At 40.6% G+C, this 19956-nt stretch carries 20 protein-coding genes, 1 other RNA gene, 1 pseudogene and 1 other annotated feature; of the genes and pseudogenes, 16 read left to right on the forward strand and 6 right to left on the reverse strand.

Annotated elements, in window-relative coordinates; all coding sequences use genetic code 11:
* Positions 1 to 97 precede the first annotated feature (97 nt).
* A complete protein-coding gene (locus ABH902_RS05955) occupies positions 98 to 1102 on the forward strand; it encodes a class I SAM-dependent methyltransferase (protein WP_404589643.1) in 1005 nt (334 codons plus the stop codon).
* Between the two features lie 25 nt (positions 1103 to 1127).
* Positions 1128 to 2315 (forward strand): acetate kinase, encoded by a 1188-nt coding sequence (locus ABH902_RS05960; protein WP_404589644.1) that lies wholly within the window; start codon positions 1128 to 1130, stop codon positions 2313 to 2315.
* A 49-nt stretch (positions 2316 to 2364) separates the two neighbouring features.
* Here the strand turns inward: ABH902_RS05960 and ABH902_RS05965 are convergent, their stop codons facing one another.
* The 4 genes from ABH902_RS05965 to ABH902_RS05980 all read right to left on the reverse strand — a co-directional run bounded on the left by ABH902_RS05965 (position 2365) and on the right by ABH902_RS05980 (position 4821).
* Positions 2365 to 2838 carry a universal stress protein gene (locus ABH902_RS05965; RefSeq protein ID WP_404589645.1) on the reverse strand — a complete coding sequence of 158 codons (474 nt, stop codon included), beginning with the start codon at positions 2836 to 2838 and terminating at the stop codon, positions 2365 to 2367.
* A 103-nt stretch (positions 2839 to 2941) separates the two neighbouring features.
* Positions 2942 to 3220 carry a hypothetical protein gene (locus ABH902_RS05970; RefSeq protein WP_404589646.1) on the reverse strand — a complete coding sequence of 93 codons (279 nt, stop codon included), beginning with the start codon at positions 3218 to 3220 and terminating at the stop codon, positions 2942 to 2944.
* 68 nt (positions 3221 to 3288) lie between these two features.
* Positions 3289 to 3482: non-coding RNA, 6S RNA (ssrS, locus tag ABH902_RS05975), on the reverse strand.
* Between the two features lie 61 nt (positions 3483 to 3543).
* Positions 3544 to 4821, reverse strand: coding sequence for a replication-associated recombination protein A (locus tag ABH902_RS05980; RefSeq protein WP_404589647.1), 1278 nt, complete (start codon positions 4819 to 4821; stop codon positions 3544 to 3546).
* A 188-nt stretch (positions 4822 to 5009) separates the two neighbouring features.
* Between ABH902_RS05980 and ABH902_RS05985 the strand changes: the two are divergent.
* The 14 genes and pseudogenes from ABH902_RS05985 (at position 5010) to aspS (ending at position 17973) form a co-directional block, all read left to right on the forward strand.
* A pseudogene (locus ABH902_RS05985) lies at positions 5010 to 5709 on the forward strand (DNA-3-methyladenine glycosylase).
* Positions 5645 to 6130 carry a DUF3013 family protein gene (locus ABH902_RS05990; protein ID WP_404589648.1) on the forward strand — a complete coding sequence of 162 codons (486 nt, stop codon included), beginning with the start codon at positions 5645 to 5647 and terminating at the stop codon, positions 6128 to 6130. Before ABH902_RS05985 ends, ABH902_RS05990 begins: the two are co-directional and overlap by 65 nt.
* Before the next feature lie 15 nt (positions 6131 to 6145).
* Positions 6146 to 7093, forward strand: a complete 948-nt coding sequence (gene prmA / locus ABH902_RS05995) for a 50S ribosomal protein L11 methyltransferase (RefSeq protein WP_404589649.1) — start codon at positions 6146 to 6148, stop codon at positions 7091 to 7093.
* Between the two features lies 1 nt (position 7094).
* Positions 7095 to 7844: a 16S rRNA (uracil(1498)-N(3))-methyltransferase gene (locus tag ABH902_RS06000; RefSeq protein ID WP_404589650.1), complete on the forward strand. Its 750-nt coding sequence runs from the start codon at positions 7095 to 7097 to the stop codon at positions 7842 to 7844.
* A gap of 13 nt (positions 7845 to 7857) precedes the next feature.
* Positions 7858 to 8511, forward strand: coding sequence for a deoxyribose-phosphate aldolase (locus ABH902_RS06005; protein WP_404589651.1), 654 nt, complete (start codon positions 7858 to 7860; stop codon positions 8509 to 8511).
* Positions 8512 to 8710: 199 nt separating this feature from the next.
* Positions 8711 to 10924, forward strand: coding sequence for a RelA/SpoT family protein (locus ABH902_RS06010; RefSeq protein WP_404589652.1), 2214 nt, complete (start codon positions 8711 to 8713; stop codon positions 10922 to 10924).
* 11 nt (positions 10925 to 10935) lie between these two features.
* Complete coding sequence (dtd, locus tag ABH902_RS06015) at positions 10936 to 11382, forward strand: D-aminoacyl-tRNA deacylase (protein WP_404589653.1); 447 nt, start codon at positions 10936 to 10938, stop codon at positions 11380 to 11382.
* A 192-nt stretch (positions 11383 to 11574) separates the two neighbouring features.
* Positions 11575 to 11940, forward strand: a complete 366-nt coding sequence (folB, locus tag ABH902_RS06020) for a dihydroneopterin aldolase (RefSeq protein ID WP_404589654.1) — start codon at positions 11575 to 11577, stop codon at positions 11938 to 11940.
* Entirely contained in the window at positions 11937 to 12425 is a 489-nt protein-coding gene (folK, locus tag ABH902_RS06025; protein WP_404589655.1) for a 2-amino-4-hydroxy-6-hydroxymethyldihydropteridine diphosphokinase, read from the forward strand. Before folB ends, folK begins: the two co-directional genes overlap by 4 nt.
* 4 nt (positions 12426 to 12429) lie before the next feature.
* Positions 12430 to 12996 (forward strand): GTP cyclohydrolase I FolE, encoded by a 567-nt coding sequence (gene folE, locus ABH902_RS06030; RefSeq protein ID WP_404589832.1) that lies wholly within the window; start codon positions 12430 to 12432, stop codon positions 12994 to 12996.
* A 12-nt stretch (positions 12997 to 13008) separates the two neighbouring features.
* Positions 13009 to 13608 carry a non-canonical purine NTP pyrophosphatase gene (locus ABH902_RS06035; protein ID WP_404589656.1) on the forward strand — a complete coding sequence of 200 codons (600 nt, stop codon included), beginning with the start codon at positions 13009 to 13011 and terminating at the stop codon, positions 13606 to 13608.
* Positions 13601 to 14401: a dihydropteroate synthase gene (gene folP, locus ABH902_RS06040; protein WP_404589657.1), complete on the forward strand. Its 801-nt coding sequence runs from the start codon at positions 13601 to 13603 to the stop codon at positions 14399 to 14401. The genes ABH902_RS06035 and folP overlap by 8 nt, the downstream gene beginning before the upstream one ends.
* A gap of 90 nt (positions 14402 to 14491) precedes the next feature.
* Positions 14492 to 14699 (forward strand) — a binding site (T-box leader).
* A 172-nt stretch (positions 14700 to 14871) separates the two neighbouring features.
* Positions 14872 to 16173, forward strand: a complete 1302-nt coding sequence (gene hisS, locus ABH902_RS06045) for a histidine--tRNA ligase (protein ID WP_404589658.1) — start codon at positions 14872 to 14874, stop codon at positions 16171 to 16173.
* 30 nt (positions 16174 to 16203) lie between these two features.
* Entirely contained in the window at positions 16204 to 17973 is a 1770-nt protein-coding gene (gene aspS, locus ABH902_RS06050) for an aspartate--tRNA ligase (RefSeq protein ID WP_404589659.1), read from the forward strand.
* A gap of 54 nt (positions 17974 to 18027) precedes the next feature.
* On the opposite strand, the gene ABH902_RS06055 is transcribed toward aspS, so the two are convergent.
* A complete protein-coding gene (locus tag ABH902_RS06055; protein ID WP_404589660.1) occupies positions 18028 to 19131 on the reverse strand; it encodes an SIS domain-containing protein in 1104 nt (367 codons plus the stop codon).
* Positions 19125 to 19952, reverse strand: a complete 828-nt coding sequence (locus ABH902_RS06060; RefSeq protein ID WP_404589661.1) for an HAD family hydrolase — start codon at positions 19950 to 19952, stop codon at positions 19125 to 19127. The genes ABH902_RS06055 and ABH902_RS06060 overlap by 7 nt, the downstream gene beginning before the upstream one ends.
* Between the last annotated feature and the right edge of the window lie 4 nt (positions 19953 to 19956).

Here is a 19956-nt window from a genome sequence, read left to right on the forward strand (position 1 = left end):
ATATTCTTAGGAAATTGATTGATTATTATACATTTTTTCGTTAAAATAGAACAGGTATGAAAATTGTTATATTATAGATAGAAATTGAGGTGTTTTTTTGTTTCCTGAAAAAATAGAAAAGGCTTTCGATTTGATGGAACAGGCGATTCAGCTGTTAAAAGGTTCTTTGGATACTTCTTTTTTGGATGCCTATATCGAAAATGGTGAAAACATTCTTGATTCTTATCAAGTGCGGGTTTTAGACGGCGTACCGGACGAACAGACGGTTCAACAGCTTGAAGCACTCTATCAACAATTGCAAGCGATTGAATTGACTCCGGAAGAAATCAGACGCTTGTCGCAACTGATTTTACTGAAAGGCAGCAAGACGGAAGTCTTACAGGCCAATCATCAGTTAACGCCGGATAGTATCGGTTTTCTATTTGTCTACTTAATTGAGCAGTTGTTCAATTCAAAGCAGGAGCTGAAGATTTTAGATATTGCTTCTGGTATGGGCAATTTGCTTTTAACTGTGTTGCTTAATCTAAACTTAGCTGATTATCAAGCGCAGGGAATCGGTGTAGACATTGATGATACTTTGTTAGCTGTTTCAGCAACCAATAATGAGTGGACCAATGCTGCGATTCAATTATTCCATCAAGACGGGCTGCAGGATTTACTGATTGAGCCTGTCGACATTGCGATTAGTGATTTGCCGATTGGGTATTACCCGAATGACGAAAAAGCACAAGGGTTTGATTCCGCGGCAGAAACAGGACACAGTTATGCACATCACTTGTTGATGGAACAGGCAATGAAATTTGTAAAACCTGATGGTTATGGTTTGTTTTTAGTTCCATCCAATATTCTGGAAACCGAACAAAGTGAATTTTTCAAAAATTGGTTGCAGAAAAACGTTTATCTGCAAGGCATGATTCAGTTGCCTGATGAACTATTCAAATCAGAACAATCAAGAAAAAGTATTTTGTTTGTCCAGAACAAAGGAGAAGCAAGTACACAGGCAGAAGTGCTGGTGGCCAAGCTAGGCTCGTTAAAGGATCCTGCCAAAATCACACAATTTTTTCAACAATTTGAGGCTTGGAAGTCTTCAAATTTAAAATAAAACAATCAATAAAGAGGAGATTATTATGTCTAAAACAATTGCAATCAATGCTGGAAGTTCAAGTTTAAAATGGCAATTATATCAAATGCCAAACGAAGAAGTAGTCGCTAAAGGAATCGTTGAAAGAATTGGCTTAAACGACTCAATCTTTACGATTAAATACGGAAACGACGAAAAATATGAAGAAGTAGTAGATATCCACGATCATGATATTGCTGTAAAAATGTTATTGGATAAATTGATTGAATTGAACATTTTATCTTCTTACGATGAAATTACTGGTGTTGGTCACCGTGTTGTTGCCGGTGGGGAAGACTTTAAAGATTCTGTTGTCATTGACGATGAAGTTTTAGCGAAAATCGAAAAATTAGCAGATCTTGCGCCTTTACACAATCCAGCAAATGCAATGGGTATTAGAGCTTTCAAGAAAATTTTACCTGAGATTATCAGCGTAGCCGTTTTCGATACAGCATTCCACACAACAATGCCAAAACATAACTATCTGTACAGCATTCCAACTGAATATTATGAAAAATTTGCAGCGCGTAAATATGGTGCTCACGGAACAAGCCACAAATTTGTTGCGCATCGTGCAGCGGAAATGTTAGGCCGTCCGATCGAAGAATTAAAAATCATTACTTGTCATTTAGGTAACGGTGCTTCAATTACTGCAGTTGATGGTGGTAAATCAGTAGATACTTCAATGGGCTTCACGCCGCTTGCTGGTGTGACAATGGGTACTCGTTCTGGTGATATCGATCCTTCATTGCTAGCATACCTAATGGAAAAACTTGAATTAACAGATATTAAAGATATGATTAATATTTTAAATAAAAAATCAGGATTACTTGGTTTGACTGGTATTTCCAGTGATATGCGTGATTTAGAAGCGAATATGGATAAAGAAGCAGTACAAGTTGCTTACGATATCTTTACTGACCGCATCCGCAAATATATTGGTAGCTACGTAACTGTAATGAATGGCGTAGATGCGATTGTATTTACTGCTGGTATCGGTGAAAATGATGCGCATGTTCGTAGCGAAGTAATCAAAGGCATGACTTGGTTTGGCTGTGAATTAGATGCTGATAAAAATAATGTTCGCGGTAAAGAATCTGTTATTTCAACAGATGACTCAAAAGTGAAAGTATTATTGATTCCTACAGATGAAGAATTAATGATTGCACGTGACGTTGAACGTTTAAGAAAATAATAAAAGTAAAAAGCAAGTGATCGGCTACGGCTGATCACTTGCTTTTTAGTTACTCTTCTGTTTTGTCTGGTACTTTATTTTCTAAATCTGTTCTTACAACTAGTACATCACAAGATGCTGTGCGAATAACATATTCAGAAACAGAACCGATAAATAATCGTTCTACTGCATTTAATCCGGTAGCACCCAACATGATTAAATCTACGTCATGAGCTTGAGGTAATTCTTTGGCAATTAAAGGTTTCGGAGAACCAAATTCAATAATTGTCGTTACTTTTTCACAGCCATTGTCTTTCGCTTGTTTTTTGTATCCTTCTAGTGTTTGTTTCGCCATTTCAGTAGCTTGTTCCGCTAAAACACCATCAAATGAAGAGACGGATTGAAAAGCTCGTGTGTCAATGACGTGAGCTAATAATAATTCAGCATCATTTCTTGTAGCAACGTTCATGGCTTTTTGAAACGCAAGTTCTGCTTCAGCAGAGCCATCTACAGCGACCATGATTTTTTGATAGGTTTGTAACATACGTATCACTCCTAAGCTGAATTCACAGCAGTTTTAAGATAACTGTATCTTTACTATAATTGTAGAACAAAATGCTGAAAAAGCAAACAAAAAAGAGAAGAGATTATAGAATCTTTTTAGCCAGCATAAAGCTGAAAACAGCAGAAATAGCAAATAAGCCAAAAATGTAAAATAAAGAGAATAATTTCAAATCGAATACACCAACCAACAAACCGATAATTGCCAAAGCTAAATAAAAATAACCGAATTGTCGTAGAAACTGTTGATTTTCTTCAGTAGGATCGTTGTGCATAAAAGCTAGAAATAAAGTGTTTCTTTTTAATAGAAAAATACCAATAATGACTAATAAAATCGCTGAAAGAAATATTAATACTTGAATCATGTGACAACCTCCATCAAATAAAAAACAATTTGCTTTTAAGCAAATTGTTCGATTAAGCTATAAAAATGGTAAAATCCGTCGATGCCGTTATTCGTCCTATAGTATTGAACCCGCAAACTAAGCAGGTGGGTTCCACGACTATCAGCTTCGAACTACCAAATGATAAGGCATGTTACCAGCCTAAGTACCAGAAGGATCCCAAGATATCAATAAAATGTTCGGTCAACACACAAAAAAGACAACGCGTACATCACAGATTTACCATCTTTATAATAGCATACTCTCCAGCAAACAGCAACGAGAGTGCTTGTCTTTGTGAAAGATTAAGACTGCTTTTTCCATTCTTCGATGCGCTTGTATTGTTGATGCAAAGCTTGCTCGTATTTGCCAGTGTCAATTGGTTTGTAGTAATGGGCATGTTTAATTTTATCAGGCAAATATTGTTGCTTGACCCAGGCGTTTTCAAAGCTGTGGGGATATTGATAGCCTATGCCGCGATTCAACGCTTTGGCGCCTGAATAATGACTATCGCGTAAATGACTAGGGATTTCACCTGCTTTTCCTTCACGGATATCGGCTAATGCCGCATCAATCGCTGAGATTCCTGAATTGGATTTTGGCGACAAGCATAAATCAATCACTGCATCGGCTAACGGAATTCGGGCTTCGGGAAAGCCTAGTTTTTCAGCCGCCTGAACAGCGGTTACCGTACGGGCAGCTGCAGCAGGATTTCCTAAGCCAATATCTTCATAGGCGACGACCATTAACCGACGACAAATAATCGGTAGATCGCCCGCTTCAACTAAACGGGCGAGATAATGCAAAGCCGCATCCACGTCACTACCGCGTATGGATTTTTGAAAGGCAGAAATAACATCATAATGGGCATCGCCGTCTTTGTCATGGGTCAAGGCCTTTCTCTGAACACACTCTTCTATCACAGACAAAGTCAATACAATTTTTCCATTGGCATCTTCCGGCGTAGACTTTACTGCAAGCTCTAGACCATTTAAGGCACTGCGTAAATCCCCGTTGGTTGCGCGCGCTAAATGCTGCAGTGCATTCTCTTCTAAAACTACTGGGTACTTACCTAAGCCACGTTCTTGATCGGATAACGCAGCTTGAATGGCTTCTTTAATATCTGTTTCAGATAAGGGAGTAACTTCAAAAATTTGCGTTCGACTACGGATCGCCGGATTAATCGTAATATAAGGATTTTCGGTTGTTGCGCCAATCATAATAATGCGGCCGTTTTCTAAATGCGGCAATAAAAAATCCTGTTTGGTCTTATCCAGTCGGTGAATTTCATCTAATAACAAAATGACTGTGCCGCTCATTTTGGCTTCTTCAGCGACAATCTGCAGGTCTTTTTTTGTGTCCGTTGCGGCATTTAACATCCGAAAGGCGTAATTGGTTGAACCAGCGATCGCACTGGCAATGCTGGTTTTGCCAGTACCAGGAGGGCCGTATAAAATCATCGAAGAAAGCATCTTGGCTTCAACCATTCGACGAATAATTTTTCCAGGACCAACCAGCTGTTTTTGCCCAACGACTTCATCTAAATTGCGTGGTCGCATACGATAAGCTAACGGTTTTTGCATCGTTGGACCTCCTTTTTTTCTTTCTGTATACCTCATTATATCATATTGAACGTACGTTTGCATTGGTCGCAGGTTAATAGTAAAATAAAGGATAAAGTGAAGTCCAATCCGTGTTTATCCATCCTAATTGTTAATTAATTTCATGGATAAAAGCCCTCGATTCGTGTATCATAGAAAGTGGTGAAAAAATGAGGGAAACAATTAATTATTTTAATACGAAATCAACAGAAGAAATCGCGCAATTTTTATTGGGCATGTATTTAGAACATACAACAGAAGCGGGAATTCTTGCTGGCTACATCGTTGATGCGGAAGCTTATCTGGGACCGGAGGATGAAGCAGCACACAGCTTTGGCTTACGTAATACACCCAGATTAAAAGCAATGTATGATGAGCCGGGAACGATTTATTTATATACGATGCATACGCATTTGATCCTAAACATGGTTACACAGGAAAAAGGCAAGCCACAGGGAGTGATGATTCGTGCGATAGAGCCGGTGCACGGAGTTGAGCAGATGGCTGAAAATCGCAACGGCAGAATTGGCTTTGAACTTTCCAATGGTCCCGGAAAATTAGTTCGGGCAATGGGCATTACCAAAGAATTATATGGACAATCTATTTTTAACAGCTCGTTGCGGATCGTACCGCAAAAACGGAAGTACCCAAAAAAGATCTTAGCTTTACCGCGTATCGGCATTCCCAACAAAGGCATTTGGACCGATCTGCCTTTAAGATATGCGGTTTCAGGAAATCCTTATATTTCAAAACAAAAACGAAGTCAAATTGATCAACAGTCATTCGGCTGGAAGGAAGAAAATTAATGAAAAAAGCAACCATGCTTACTTATCTAGATCAACAATTAACCAAGAAAATAACCGAATATGATGTAGCCTTGGACTGGGATACTAAAAATCATACCATTGAAGTAGTGTTCCGCCTCTTCGCTGAAAATAAAGAAAACGAGCAGATTGATGATGCTGCAGGAACCGTTTCTGCTGAGGACATTATCGAGTTTGAGGATGGCGTATTGTTTTATCATCCGGAAAAATCGGTTTTTGATGAAGAGGACTTTTTGGCTGTAATTCCCTATGAAGGAAAAAAAGGCTTGAAAAAATCACTGCTTGATGGTTTTGTAGATTATTTAAATGAGGTATTGGCAGAAGGACAAAGTGATTTGCTTGATTTTTTAGCTGACAACGAACAAGAAGTTTTTGAATTGAACTGGTCAAATGAAGCGTTTGATGCAGCCGTAAAAAAATATCACACAGCCGATAGCGATCCTGATATCGCTTATCCGAGCTATTAGAAAGGAAGTGATTCTGTGAAGTGGACTGAAGTGAAAGTTGAAACGGCCAGTGAGGCAGTTGAGGCAATTTCCAATATCATGATGGAAGCCGGTGCCAGCGGAGTAGCGATTGAAGACGCGTTGGATGTGGAGAATTTTAAGAGCGATCTTTATGGCGAAATTTTAGACAAGGAGCAGTTTACCCATATTAAAGAAGGCGCTTTGGTGATGGCTTATTTTCCTGAAACAACCTTTTTACCTGAAATTTTGCCATTTATCAAAGAAAGTATCTGTCATTTACCGGAATTCGGCCTAAGCATTGGCAAAAATGAAGTTACTGTCAGTGAGGTAGCTGAAAGTGACTGGGCGACTGCCTGGAAAAAATATTACCATCCCGTACGAGTAACACGCTTTTTAACAATTGTCCCTAGCTGGGAAAAGTATGAAGCCAAGGACGCGGCGGAAAAAATTATTACGTTGGATCCGGGTATGGCGTTTGGAACGGGAACGCATCCGACCACACGTCTGACTTTGCAGGCGCTGGAAACTGTGCTGCGCGGCGGGGAAACTTTACTGGACGTAGGTACTGGTTCTGGCGTATTGAGTATTGCCAGTAAGTATTTAGGCGCGAAACAGGTTTATGCTTATGATCTTGATGAAGTTGCTGTTAATGCAGCTCAGGAAAATATGGACATGAATCCAGTCGCTGAAGATGTTCAAGTGTCAGCCAACGATCTGTTAAACGGCATAACGATAGAAGCAGACGTAATTGTAGCGAATATTTTAGCGGATATCATTGTTTTAATGATTGACGATGCTTGGCGGTTATTGAAAAACGATGGCACCTTAATTATTTCGGGCATTATCGCAGAGAAAAAAGCGATGATTTTAGAAAAATTGACAGAAACAGGCTTCCTTGTTGATCAAATTTTCCAGCAAGGAGACTGGTATGCCATTATTCTAAAGAAAACTGAGGAAGAATAAGATGCAGCGTTATTTTATAAAAGAACCTTATCAGTTACAAAAGCAGTACATCATTACGGGTGAGAATTATCATCATATTGTACGTGTGATGCGAATGGCGCCAAAAGAGCAAGTATATCTCGCTTTTATCGATCAAGTAGCGATAGTGGCTGAAATTACAGAAATTACAGAAGACACGGTTTATTTAAAAGAGCTGCGCAAGGAATTGACGGAAAAAGAATTACCTGTTCAGGTCACGATCGCCTGCGGTCTGCCCAAGGGCGACAAATTAGAATGGGTGGTACAAAAAGGCACGGAATTAGGAGCGCATCGCTTTATTGGTTTTCCGGCGAAGTCTTCTGTGGTTAAATGGGATCATAAAAAAATGACCAAAAAGACGGAACGCTTCAATAAAATTGCAACAGAAGCTGCTGAGCAATCACATCGTCAGTTTGCGCCAAGTGTTGTATTATTAGAGAATAGGCAGCAGCTTGTCGCGCTTTTTTCTAGTTACGATCAGGTCTTGGTGGCCTATGAGGAATCTGCCAAAGAAGGGGAACGCAGCCGTTTTGCTTCTGTTTTGGCAGACATGAGTGCTGGAGAGTCGCTTTTGGTTGTTTTCGGACCGGAAGGCGGTTTTGCGCCGGATGAAATAGTACAATTTCAGGCAGCTGGTGCGCAGATTTGTGGATTGGGGCCGCGAATTTTACGGGCTGAAACTGCGCCATTATACGTGTTAAGTGCAGTAAGCTATCATTTTGAATTAGTGTGAACGGGGGCAATATATGGAGTTAGAGTTGGAAAGACTTTCAATTATGTTAGTGGATTCGTCATTGAGTGATCAAGCATTTAAAGAAGAAATTCTGTTTCTAAAGGAGTTTCCGATTCGCTCAATCTTTGTTTTGCCTTATAATGTGGCAAGAGCAAAGCAGCTTTTAGCGGGGACAAAAATCAATGTTGGCAGTTTTGTTGATTTTCCATTAGGTGCCGGAACTTTAGCCAAAAAAGCATTTGAAACGGGACGCTTGTATAAAGATGGAGCAACCGATGTTTTTGTAACCATGGGACCAGAGCAGCTGGCTCAATGGGGGAATTCCAATTATCAGGTATTAGAGCAGCTTTCTTTTGGACATGGGGTGCTGGGTTATTTTATCGATAGCGGGAAAATTACGGAAGCACAAAAGAAGAATTTGATCAATGATCTAAGCAAACAGCAGGTAAGACACTTTTCACTAGGTCTGGATTTAACAATGGAGCAAGCAATTGCTGATATGAGCTTGTTTCATACAGGACGCAATCGGGCAATGTTTTTTCAAGTCAATGTTAAAGCACCGACCTTGATGGAAATTGAGCTTTTATTTCAAGCAGGAGCAACCCAGATCGGAATTGCCAACGGTCGGGAAATTCTACCGTTGATTACAAAAATGGATCAGACGTGAGGAATTGAAAATCTGGGATTTTTTAGTATAATGAGTATGTTGAAAGTGCTACTGTTTCAAGTGGTACTTTTCTTTTTTTAAATAAGTGATTTAGATACATAATCAATAAAAATTTAACCAACAGAGCAGATCGTAAGTTTGGAAGCTTAACATAGAATCAAGTGAATTAACGGATGATCAGTTTTAAGGAGTGAGAAACATGCCAAAAGAAGAAATCATGACAGGTCCCGGAGTCATAAAAATAGTGTCCAAATATATGGCACCAAACCATGTTGCTTTTGTACAGAAAGCCTGTGATTATGCAGAAAAAGCGCATGCTGGTCAAGTTAGACAGTCGGGAGAGCCTTATTTTATTCATCCGATACAGGTAGCCGGTATTTTAGCAGAGCTGCGGATGGACCCGCATACAATTGCGACGGGTTTTTTACATGACGTCGTTGAAGACACCGATGTGACTTTGGAGGATTTAAAGAAGGAATTCGGTGTCGATGTAGCCATGCTGGTGGATGGTGTGACCAAATTAGGAAAAATAAAATACAAATCACATGAGGAACAACTAGCAGAGAATCACCGCAAAATGCTGTTGGCGATGGCTCAGGACTTGCGGGTTATTATGGTAAAGCTGGCCGATCGTCTGCACAATATGCGTACGTTAAAGCATCTACGTGAGGATAAACAGCGCAGAATCGCTCAGGAAACACTGGAGATCTACGCGCCATTAGCTCACCGCTTAGGGATCAGCCGTATTAAATGGGAGCTGGAAGATACCGCTTTACGTTATATCAATCCAAATCAATACTATCGGATTGTAAATTTAATGCAAAGCAAACGGGATGAACGCGAAGCTTATGTCGAAGAAGCCGTGGAAGATATTCGTCTGGCGACAGAAGAACTGGAAATTTACGCTGAAATCTATGGCCGTCCGAAGCATATTTATTCTATTTATCGCAAAATGAAGGATCAGAAAAAGCAATTCAATGAAATCTACGACTTGCTGGCGATTCGGGTTATAGTGGATTCGATTAAGGATTGTTACGCTGTTTTAGGTGCGATTCATACTAAATGGACACCGATGCCCGGACGTTTTAAGGACTATATTGCGATGCCTAAAGCTAATATGTATCAATCGCTGCATACAACTGTTATTGGTCCTAGCGGGAATCCGATTGAGGTACAAATCCGGACCCATGAAATGCACCAAATTGCTGAATTCGGGGTTGCTGCTCACTGGGCTTACAAAGAAGGGAAGACAGAGAAAGTTGAAGAAGATACGGATACGAAGCAATTAAGCTGGTTCCGTGAAATTCTTGAGCTGCAGGATGAAAGCTATGATGCTTCTGACTTTATGGAAAGCGTAAAGGGTGATATTTTCAGCGATAAGGTTTATGTATTTACCCCAACTGGTGAAGTGACAGAGCTGCCAAAAGGCTCCGGACCGCTGGATTTTGCATATAGCGTGCATACCGAAATTGGCAACAAAGCAACGGGCGCCAAAGTCAACGGCAAAATGGTGCAGTTGGATTACACGCTGAAAAACGGGGATATTGTTGAGGTTCTGACCTCACCAAATTCCTTTGGACCAAGTCGTGACTGGTTAAAAATGGTAGCAACCAGCAAAGCCAAAAATAAAATTAAACGCTTTTTCAAAGTACAGGATCGGGAAGTTAATATTATTAAAGGTCATGACGCGATCAGCAAGTTTTTGACCGAACAAGGCTTTACTCCTAAAGAATATCTAAGCAAGACGAAAATTGCGGAAGCCTTGGATCGCTTTAATTTTCAAACAGAGGACGATCTTTATGCAGCAGTCGGCTATGGTGAAATTAGCGCTCAAATGGTTGCGAATCGTCTAACTGAAAAGGAACGAAAAGAGCAGGAAAAAGAGCGCCAAAAGCAAGAAGCAGAAGAGCTAATGACACAACCGGTTAAAAAAGAAGCACCCAAAATGAAAGTTCGCCATGAAGGCGGAATTGTCATTCAGGGTGTGGAAAATTTATTGGTACGTATCAGTCGCTGTTGTAATCCAGTGCCGGGAGATGAAATTGTCGGTTATATTACTAAGGGGCGTGGCGTATCTATTCACCGGGCGGATTGTCCAAACGTGCAGCATCAGGAAGAATTGGCGCAGCGCTTGATCGAGGTTGAGTGGGAGGATACCGAGCATTCAACGAAAGAATACGATGCCGATCTGGAAATTTACGGCTACAACCGCAGCGGTTTATTAAATGACGTTCTGCAGGTGATCAGCTCTATGACGAAAAATTTGGTTAGCGTTGAAGCAAAACCAACGAAAAATAAAATGGCGATGATTCACATTACGGTCAAAATTCAAAACTTGGCTCATTTGAAAACGATCGTTGATAAAATCAAAAATATTCCGGATGTTTATAACGTTCGGCGAACCAATGGCTAGGAGGACGAGGTGTGAAAGCTGTTATTCAAAGAGTCTCTCAGGCACAGGTTAGCATTGACGGAGAAACGGTTGGTAGCATCGCCCAAGGCTTTATGATTTTATTAGGCATTCATGAAGCGGATACGACAGAAGATGTTGCTTATCTCGTTCGTAAAATCAGTAAGTTGCGTGTATTTGAGGACAATGACGGAAAAATGAATGTAAGTATTCAAGAGGTCAAGGGCAGTATTTTAAGTATTTCCCAATTTACTCTTTATGCTGAAACAAAAAAAGGGAACCGTCCCAGCTTCATAGAAGCGGCACGACCGGAAAAAGCGATTCCGTTGTATGAGTTATTTAACGAACAGCTGGCGCAGCAGGAAATTCCTGTAGAAACCGGCAGGTTCGGGGCAGATATGGCTGTATCTTTAGTTAATGACGGGCCTGTAACGATTATTATTGATACAAGAGAGAAGTAATTAAATAACTGCTATTTCACGCAAAATAACGTGTAGAAATGGCAGTTATCTTTTTATCAAAAATATGAATAAAGAAAATTTTATAGGTAAAACTCGAATAAACGGGAACTGAAAATCAGTTTTTTGGTTTAACCTCTTTTTTTTATAGTATAATGAGTGAGAATTTGACTGAAAGCGGGAAGGATGGATACAATGGGGAAAATCAGAATTAATAATATGAAATTTTACACTAAAAATGGTGTTTTGCCGCAAGAACGCATCTTAGGTCAACAGCTGGAAGTTGACGTGGAGCTGCGCTTACCGTTGGAAACAGCAGGTAAAACCGATAATGTGGAGGACACTGTCAGCTATGCGCTGGTAAATGATCAAATCGCGCAACGTTTAAGCAATCATTCCTATAATTTAATCGAAGCAGTTGCTTCAGCGATTTTAGATGATATTGAAGCCGCACATGGTGCAGTGCTTGAAAGCGCGCTTGTTCGTGTTCGAAAATACAGCGTGCCGATGCCGGGGATTTTTGATAATGTGGAAATTGAAATGGAAAGAGCCTTCAAATGAAAAAAGCATATTTAGCTTTAGGCAGCAATTTGGGTGATCGTTTGTTAACCTTACAAAAAGCAACAGCATTGCTGGAGCAAGATGCAAAGATCCATGTGCTTGCTAAATCAAAGCTCTATGAAACGCTGCCTTATGGAGAGGTTCCTCAGGATAATTATTTAAATGCAGTGCTGCAAATTGAAACAGCTTATGAACCTTTTGAATTGCTGGCACATACCCAAGAAATTGAAAAAAAGTTAGGCAGAGAACGTTTGATTCATTGGGGACCTAGAACCTTAGATATTGATATTTTGCTCTTGGATGGGGTACAAATGAACACGTCAACCTTAACAATTCCACATGCAGAAATGTTTAAACGCTCATTTGTGCTAATTCCTTTAGCGGATGTCTATGAAGAAAACACTCTTCAAGGGAAAACCTTTAATGAATGGATTGAAGCAACCGGTAATCGGGAAGAAGTGCTGACAAATGGAGAAAGTTGGTAAAGAAATGGAAGAAAAACAACAACAAATAATCGAAGCTGCTGTGAAGCAGATCTTACTGGCTATTGGGGAAGATCCAGAACGTCCCGGCGTGAAAAATACACCGAAGCGGGTGGCAAAAATGTATGGAGAAGTATTTGCTTCTTTGACGGAGCCTGAATTTGACGATTATGCTCTTTTTGATAGCTTAAATACGGATGATATGGTGCTGGTAAAAGATATCCAGTTTTACTCAATGTGTGAACATCATCTGCTGCCGTTTTTCGGGAACGTCCACATTGCGTATGTGCCTGATCAAAAGAAAGTTTTAGGACTGAGCAAGCTGCCTCGTTTGGTGAATTATTGTGCTAAACGTCCAAGCGTGCAGGAGGATTTAACCATCATGATTGCTGACAAGCTGGTAGCAAATGTACCGGTGAAAGGTGTTGCTGTAGCTATTGAAGCAGAGCATATGTGTATGACGATGCGTGGCGTAAAATCTCCTCATAGCGTAACGAAGACGTTTCATTATCAGGGTGTATTTAAAACCGATCCGGAACGTAAACGTGATTTTTTACGTGCCATTCAATCATAAGGAATGAAAACGATGGAGATAATTGTCGGTACAACCAATCAGGGGAAATTGAAGGAAATGCAGCTGGCTTATGCAGAACAGGCAATCGCCTTTCGTTCGTATGCTGACTATACAAGTAAACAGATTTTAGTCGAAGAAACAGGACAAACCTATGCCGAAAATGCACTGCTCAAAGCACGAACCTACGCAAAGGAGCTGGGGCTGCCGGTCTTAGCCGATGATGGAGGCTTGGAAATTCAGGCTTTTCCAACCATTTTAGGAATTAGAACGGCACGTTTTTTTCCAAAACAGGCAACCGATAGTCAAAAAAACCAACAGTTGCTGGCACTTTTTGATCAACAGCCGGACTTGCCTCGCGAGATTACACTGCAAGCTGTGCTAGCCTATGCCCAGCCGAATGGAGAATATTTTCTTATCCAAGAAAAATTAAGCGGAACCTTAGCTGAACAAGAAACCGGTGAGCTGGGGTATGGCTTTGACAAAATTTTTTACATTCCTGCGTTGAAAAAAACATTGGCTCAGTTGCCTGAAAAGCAGCGCAATGATCTAAGTCCAAGAATTTCAGCATTAAGAGCGATGATGAAACAGTTGAAGGAGCATGGGGATGAGTGAGAATTTTTTCAAAAAAGAGCAAACACAAATCATGGGAATTTTAAACGTTACGCCTGATTCCTTTTCAGATGGCGGTCATTATCAGCAGTTGGATGCTGCGCTTTATCAGTGTGATGATATGCTGAAAAACGGTGTAGATATTATTGATATCGGCGGTCAGTCTACTCGGCCAGGCTATCAGGAAGTGACGCCCGCAGAAGAGAAAGCCCGAATTTTACCAGTGATTCAAGCGATAAAGAAACGAACAACGATTCCGTTGTCAGTCGATACCTATTTTCCGGAAGTTGCTCAAGCAGCCTTGGATCTCGGGGTAGAAATCATCAATGACATCAAAGGTCTGGATACAGAAGGCATGCTGAAAGTCGCACTTCAGTATCCGGCTTCTGGTTTGATTATTATGCATTCAAGACCAAGAAGGAAGGCTGTAACGGTCGAGGAAGATATTCAGCAGTTTTATCAGGAAAAAATTTCTGTTTGTGAACAAGTCGGCATTGCCAGAGAGCGTCTTTGCTTTGATCCGGGGATTGGCTTCGGTAAAACCTTAGCTGAAAATATCGAGATTCTAAAAACGCCCGAACATTTTCGTTATCAGGACATTCCGCTGCTTTATGGGGTATCAAGAAAACGAACGATTGGCAGTTTAACAGATGAAGCTGATCCCTTAGCACGCGATTTTGGTTCAGTTACTGCTTCTTTGTATGCTGCTGATCGAGGCGTAGAAATCGTTCGTGTTCATAATGTCAAAGGAATGAAGGATGCATTAAAGGTTTGGCAGGCATTGAAAGATAACTGAAAAAATGTGAAAAAATTCATTACTATACGCAATGGACCAATTTCCGCTTGACTTTGAGGAGAGATTCTAGTAATTTATAGATAATATCTAATAAAATCGATGAAAGAACGAGTAGATTTCCTACAAATAGTAAAAGAGAAGACTGCCGCGGCTGAAAGCAGTTTCGTTTGAGAAATTGAAAGACATTCTGGAGATGAACGGAGGAAAAGCCGTTCCGTAGCGAGCGTTAATCGTTTAAGGAAAGAGAAATCTTTCAAATATAGGTGGTACCGCGTGTGACTTTTCACTCGCCCTTGTCTAAGACAAGGGCGAGTTTTTTATTGTGATTTGCATAATCTTGACGTGTAAAAGCTATATAATCTGAACAGTAGCCGAAACCTCTCGCTTTAATGTGGATTACAACCAACAATAGCTAAAAATTTATCTATAGTATTTTAGATAATGATTGATAAATTAGGAGATGAAAAAGAATGAGTTATCAAAAACCAAAGGGCACCAACGACTTATTACCTGGAACTTCTGAAAAGTGGCAGTTTATTGAGGAAACAGCCCGTTTGATTTTTCGGGATTATCAATATGAAGAAATCCGTACCCCGATCTTTGAGCATTACGAAGTGATTTCCCGCAGTGTGGGCGATACAACTGATATTGTTTCCAAGGAAATGTACGATTTTTATGATAAAGGCAAGCGCCATATTACTTTACGTCCGGAAGGAACAGCGCCAATTGTCCGTTCTTTCGTGGAACACAAATTATTTGGCCCGGAATTTGCTAAACCCTACAAAACGTATTACATGGGACCGATGTTCCGGTATGAACGTCCACAGGCAGGGCGTTTGCGACAGTTTCATCAAATTGGGGCAGAAGCCTTTGGCAGTGTCAATCCGGCAGTAGATGTGGAAAGTATGGCAATGGCTTTAGATTTTTTCAAACAGCTGGGGATTCAACAAATTCGTTTAGTAATTAATTCCTTAGGCGATAAAGCAACTAGAAAAGCCTATCGTCAAGCACTTATTGATTATTTAGAGCCAAAACAAGAAGAGTTAAGCGAAGATTCTAAACGCCGTCTGCATGAAAATCCGCTGCGTGTCCTTGACAGTAAAGATAAAAAGGATCGCGCGATAGTTGTTGATGCACCATCCATTCTGGATTATTTGAGTGATTCTTCGAAAGCACATTTTGAAACAGTAAAAGCGATGCTTGATGCGTTGGCTATTCCGTATGAAGTCGACAGCAACATGGTGCGCGGCTTGGATTACTACACAGATACTATTTTTGAAATTATGAGCGATGCACCTGGTATGGGGGCGCAATCTACAATTTGTGCGGGCGGACGTTATAACGGTCTCGTCGAGGAACTTGGCGGACCCGAAACACCTGGATTTGGCTTTGCGCTGGGGATTGAACGTGTATTGATGACCATGGAAGCTGAAGAAGTGGTGATTCCGGTAATTAATGAAATTGATGCGTATATTGTTGGCATCGGCAGTGAAACTAATGCGGAAGCCTTGAAATTAGTACAAGCCATTCGCGGTTTTGGTTTTTCAGCAGATCGTGATTTTATGAACCGCAAGCCTAAGGCACAATTTAAAACAGCGGACAAAGCAAATGCGAAGCTGGTCTTGACAATTGGCGAGAGTGAATTAACAGACGGCATTGTAAAGGTAAAGGCAATGGCTACGCGGAATGAAAAGACTTTTGCTTTAACAGATATCTATGAACGCTTTGATGAAGTGTATGACGAAATGCTGACCGTAGCATTTGAAGAATGAAATAGAAAAAAATGAAGAGGAGTAACACTGATGACAAAACGAACAACATATTGCGGCGAGATTTCTGCCGATTTAGCAGGACAGGTAATTACATTAAAAGGCTGGGTACAAAAACGTCGTGATTTAGGCGGAGTTATTTTTATCGATTTGCGTGATCGTGAAGGGATCGCTCAGGTTGTTTTCAATCCGGCACATTCAAAAGAAGCATGGGAAATTGCGGATAAATGCCGCAGCGAATACGTGATTGAAATTACCGGTGAGCTGACTTATCGGGACAAAGAAGCAATTAATCCTAAAATGAAAACAGGCGAATTTGAAGTAATGGCGACAGCAATTACCATTTTAAATACAGCTAAAACCCCGCCATTTTTAATTGAAGATGAAAACAATGTGGGAGATGAGCTACGCTTAAAATATCGTTATTTAGATCTGCGCCGTCCGAAAATGACTGCCAATCTAAAGTTGCGCCACCAAGTGACGAAAACTATTCGTCATTATTTAGACAATACGGACTTTATTGATATTGAAACACCTTATTTAGGCAAATCATCGCCGGAAGGTGCGCGTGATTATTTAGTGCCTTCTCGTGTGCATGCAGGTCATTTTTATGCCTTGCCACAATCACCACAAATTTTTAAACAATTACTAATGAATGCAGGCTTCGATCGTTATTATCAAATCGTTCGCTGCTTCCGTGATGAAGACTTACGTGGGGATCGCCAACCGGAATTCACCCAAGTAGATATCGAAACAACCTTTTTAACGCCGGAAGAAATCCAAACAATGACGGAAGAAATGCTGGCAAAAGTTATGCGCGAAACGAAAGGCATCGAAGTAACCTTGCCATTCCCGCGCATCAGCTATGACGAAGCAATGGCTCGTTTCGGCAGCGACAAGCCGGATACCCGCTTTGATATGGAACTTATTGATATTGCAGATGTAGTGAAAGATGTCGATTTTAAGGTGTTCCAAATGGCTCTGCAAAATGGCGGTCAAGTGAAGGCGCTAAATGCCAAGGGTGCAGCAGATAAGTATTCTCGTAAAGACATGGATAACTTAGCCACTTATGTCAGCCAATTCGGTGCTAAAGGCTTAGCTTGGTTAAAAGTGGAAGAAGATGGCTTAAAAGGTCCGATTGCGAAGTTCTTAACGGAAGTATCTGATGAGCTAATCAAAGCGACAAATGCTGAAGTAGGCGATATCTTAATGTTTGGTGCCGATAAACCAGAAGTTGTAGCGGCAGCATTAGGCGCTATCCGTTCACGCTTAGGAAAAGAATTGGGTTTAATTGATGAATCAAAATTCAACTTCCTTTGGGTCGTTGACTGGCCGTTGTTTGAATATGATGAAGAAGCGGGCCGTTATGTTTCAGCTCACCATCCATTTACTCAGCCAAAAGAAGCGGATGTGCCGTTACTTTCAACTGATCCTGCAAAAGTTTACGCAGAAGCTTATGATATTGTCTTGAACGGCTATGAGCTTGGCGGTGGTTCATTACGGATTCATAAACGTGAATTACAGGAAAAAATGTTTGAAACCTTAGGCTTTACAAAAGAAACAGCACAAGAACAGTTTGGTTATCTGCTGGATGCTTTGGATTATGGCTTCCCTCCACATGGCGGCATTGCTTTAGGACTGGATCGTCTGGTAATGCTATTAGCAGGTGAAAACAATATTCGTGACGTGATTGCCTTCCCTAAAAACGGGAAAGCCGCTGATCCGATGACAAGCGCGCCAAGCACAGTTTCACCGTTACAATTATTTGAATTAAACATTGATGTAACGGCTGTGGATGAATAAAAACTAAAATACCTGCTAAAAGCTGTTCAATTAACAGCTTTTAGCAGGTATTTTTTAGACATAATCTTGAACAGCTGTTTTACTTTTAACGGCTTGCGAAAAATCAGTAAAGATTCGTTGGGTAAGGTCAATGCCTTTTTCTTTAGAAATGTACCAACACAATACTTGGAACGGTACGATGGCTAAATAAGGAGCTTTGTACTCATCCTCGCAAATGCCTAAAGCCAGCTCAAAGTCATCTTCGGGTATCACTTTACGCAGAGAAATCGTAAAAACATGCTTTGTGTGCTTTTGTTCATAAGCTTTCAATAAGCCAGCTTTTTCAATAACGTCTGATTGCGCCGGTGTATCAATAAAAAAGAGCCGATGCTGAGGATTGATTTCTAAATATGGTCCGTGCATAAACGCTTCCAGTTCGACGCCTTGAGAGGGAACACGAATCGTTTCAGAAAACTTGGTTTCCATTTCTTGAGCGGTGCCAACAGCTGGTCCGTAAGCGATGGCAGAAAAGCGGGGAGCTTCTTTAAAATCAGCACGATGTTTTTCAAAAAAGATCAACGTTCTTTCAATCGCCGCACCAAATTGCTTCGTCAGCTTTTTGAAAGCAGCCAATTCCATAGCTTCATCTGCTTCTGAAAGCAGCTGGTTTTTAACCGCTATCCTCAGGCCTAAAAGCATGAGGTTTAAAACGGTCGCAGAAAAACCTAGTGTAACATAGCCGACTCTTTCACGCCCGGACAAAATATCCAAGGTGGAGCTGGTTGCTTGTGTAATTTCACTATCGGGTATGCTCGTTACAGCCATTGTGTGAACAGCGTGATGCGCGGCAACTTTTTGCATTGCTTCAATGGTTGAGGTGCTTTGACCACTTTGGGAAATCCCTATAACGACTTGTAGCTCCGGATCAATGGTTTCGTAATGAGAAAAATTGTACGGCTCTTGAATATCCAGTTTAATTTGCGCTGTTTTTTCCATATAGTATTTTGCGCTTTGAGCAGCGTTGATACTAGAACCGGTTCCTAGAACTAACCATTTTTGAGTGGTAATGTCCAAACCAGTCAGTGCACGATCAATATTATTAGGATATTGCGCTAAGATAGCGCTCAACGTTTCTTGTTCTTGTAAAATGTAAGTTAGCATTGTTGGTTTTTCTAACATGAGAAGGCTCCTTTATTGAAATAATTAGAAAGAAAATTGGCGATACCGTCTGCTTCATTTGTATCGGTAACATGAGTTGCCGCAGCTTTTACAGAATCTTCTGCATTCCCCATGGCCACGCTGATACCAGAGGCTTGCAGCATTTCGATGTCATTTTGACCATCACCAAAGCTGATAATTCGTTCAGTCGGAATGGTTAGTTTCTTTTGTATTGCCTGAATCGCAGTAGCTTTACTAATCCCTTTTGGAATCAGTTCAAGATTATTGAAATAAGAAGAGGAAACGGTCAGTAGCTCACTTTTTTGTAAGATTTCTTTTAGTTGATTTAATGCAACTAGATCGGTTTCAGAAATGACAATGCCATTAACGATCGCTTGATGATGCATGAGCAAATCGTCCAAAGAGCGCAGGGCGATAAAATCCTTTTCCCGAGTATTGGCAATTCTTGCCTGATCCTTTTGAGTGAAATAATCCGGTAAATCGGAGGTATAAAAAACAGTATGCTCGCCAAAAAAGAACACTGGCAAAGAAAGCTCTGCTGCAGTTGTGTAAATTAGTGACAGTGCCTCAACGGATAATTGCTGTTTAACCAATTGCTTATTGATAGAATAGATGCTGCCGTTTGAAGCAACGACCTGTGTCTGATCACTGAGTGTTTCAGCAATTGAAGCGGCAGAAGAAAATTTTCGTCCAGTGGCGACATAAAACAAATGGCCTTCCTTTTGTAACTTAGTAATCACTCTTTTAGTTTTTAGCGATATGTTTTGCTGATTATCAACTAAAGTTCCGTCAATGTCCATAAAAATCAAATGTTTTTCCATTGAA

This window comes from Enterococcus sp. UD-01, assembly GCF_044909655.1.
In the GTDB taxonomy this organism is placed as follows: Bacteria; Bacillota; Bacilli; order Lactobacillales; family Enterococcaceae; genus Enterococcus_L.

Excerpts from the sequence above, each read along its gene's own strand:
- ABH902_RS06035 (WP_404589656.1), top strand. The coding sequence starts at position 13,009 with ATGGAGATAATTGTCGGTACAACCAATCAGGGGAAATTGAAGGAAATG.
- ABH902_RS06005 (WP_404589651.1), top strand. The coding sequence starts at position 7,858 with ATGGAGTTAGAGTTGGAAAGACTTTCAATTATGTTAGTGGATTCGTCA.
- ABH902_RS06010 (WP_404589652.1), top strand. The coding sequence starts at position 8,711 with ATGCCAAAAGAAGAAATCATGACAGGTCCCGGAGTCATAAAAATAGTG.
- hisS (WP_404589658.1), top strand. The coding sequence starts at position 14,872 with ATGAGTTATCAAAAACCAAAGGGCACCAACGACTTATTACCTGGAACT.
- ABH902_RS06060 (WP_404589661.1), bottom strand. The coding sequence starts at position 19,952 with ATGGAAAAACATTTGATTTTTATGGACATTGACGGAACTTTAGTTGAT.
- folP (WP_404589657.1), top strand. The coding sequence starts at position 13,601 with ATGAGTGAGAATTTTTTCAAAAAAGAGCAAACACAAATCATGGGAATT.
- ABH902_RS05990 (WP_404589648.1), top strand. The coding sequence starts at position 5,645 with ATGAAAAAAGCAACCATGCTTACTTATCTAGATCAACAATTAACCAAG.
- ABH902_RS05960 (WP_404589644.1), top strand. The coding sequence starts at position 1,128 with ATGTCTAAAACAATTGCAATCAATGCTGGAAGTTCAAGTTTAAAATGG.
- folB (WP_404589654.1), top strand. The coding sequence starts at position 11,575 with ATGGGGAAAATCAGAATTAATAATATGAAATTTTACACTAAAAATGGT.
- folK (WP_404589655.1), top strand. The coding sequence starts at position 11,937 with ATGAAAAAAGCATATTTAGCTTTAGGCAGCAATTTGGGTGATCGTTTG.
- aspS (WP_404589659.1), top strand. The coding sequence starts at position 16,204 with ATGACAAAACGAACAACATATTGCGGCGAGATTTCTGCCGATTTAGCA.
- ABH902_RS06055 (WP_404589660.1), bottom strand. The coding sequence starts at position 19,131 with ATGTTAGAAAAACCAACAATGCTAACTTACATTTTACAAGAACAAGAA.
- ABH902_RS05980 (WP_404589647.1), bottom strand. The coding sequence starts at position 4,821 with ATGCAAAAACCGTTAGCTTATCGTATGCGACCACGCAATTTAGATGAA.
- ABH902_RS05965 (WP_404589645.1), bottom strand. The coding sequence starts at position 2,838 with ATGTTACAAACCTATCAAAAAATCATGGTCGCTGTAGATGGCTCTGCT.
- ABH902_RS06000 (WP_404589650.1), top strand. The coding sequence starts at position 7,095 with ATGCAGCGTTATTTTATAAAAGAACCTTATCAGTTACAAAAGCAGTAC.
- ABH902_RS05970 (WP_404589646.1), bottom strand. The coding sequence starts at position 3,220 with ATGATTCAAGTATTAATATTTCTTTCAGCGATTTTATTAGTCATTATT.
- folE (WP_404589832.1), top strand. The coding sequence starts at position 12,430 with ATGGAAGAAAAACAACAACAAATAATCGAAGCTGCTGTGAAGCAGATC.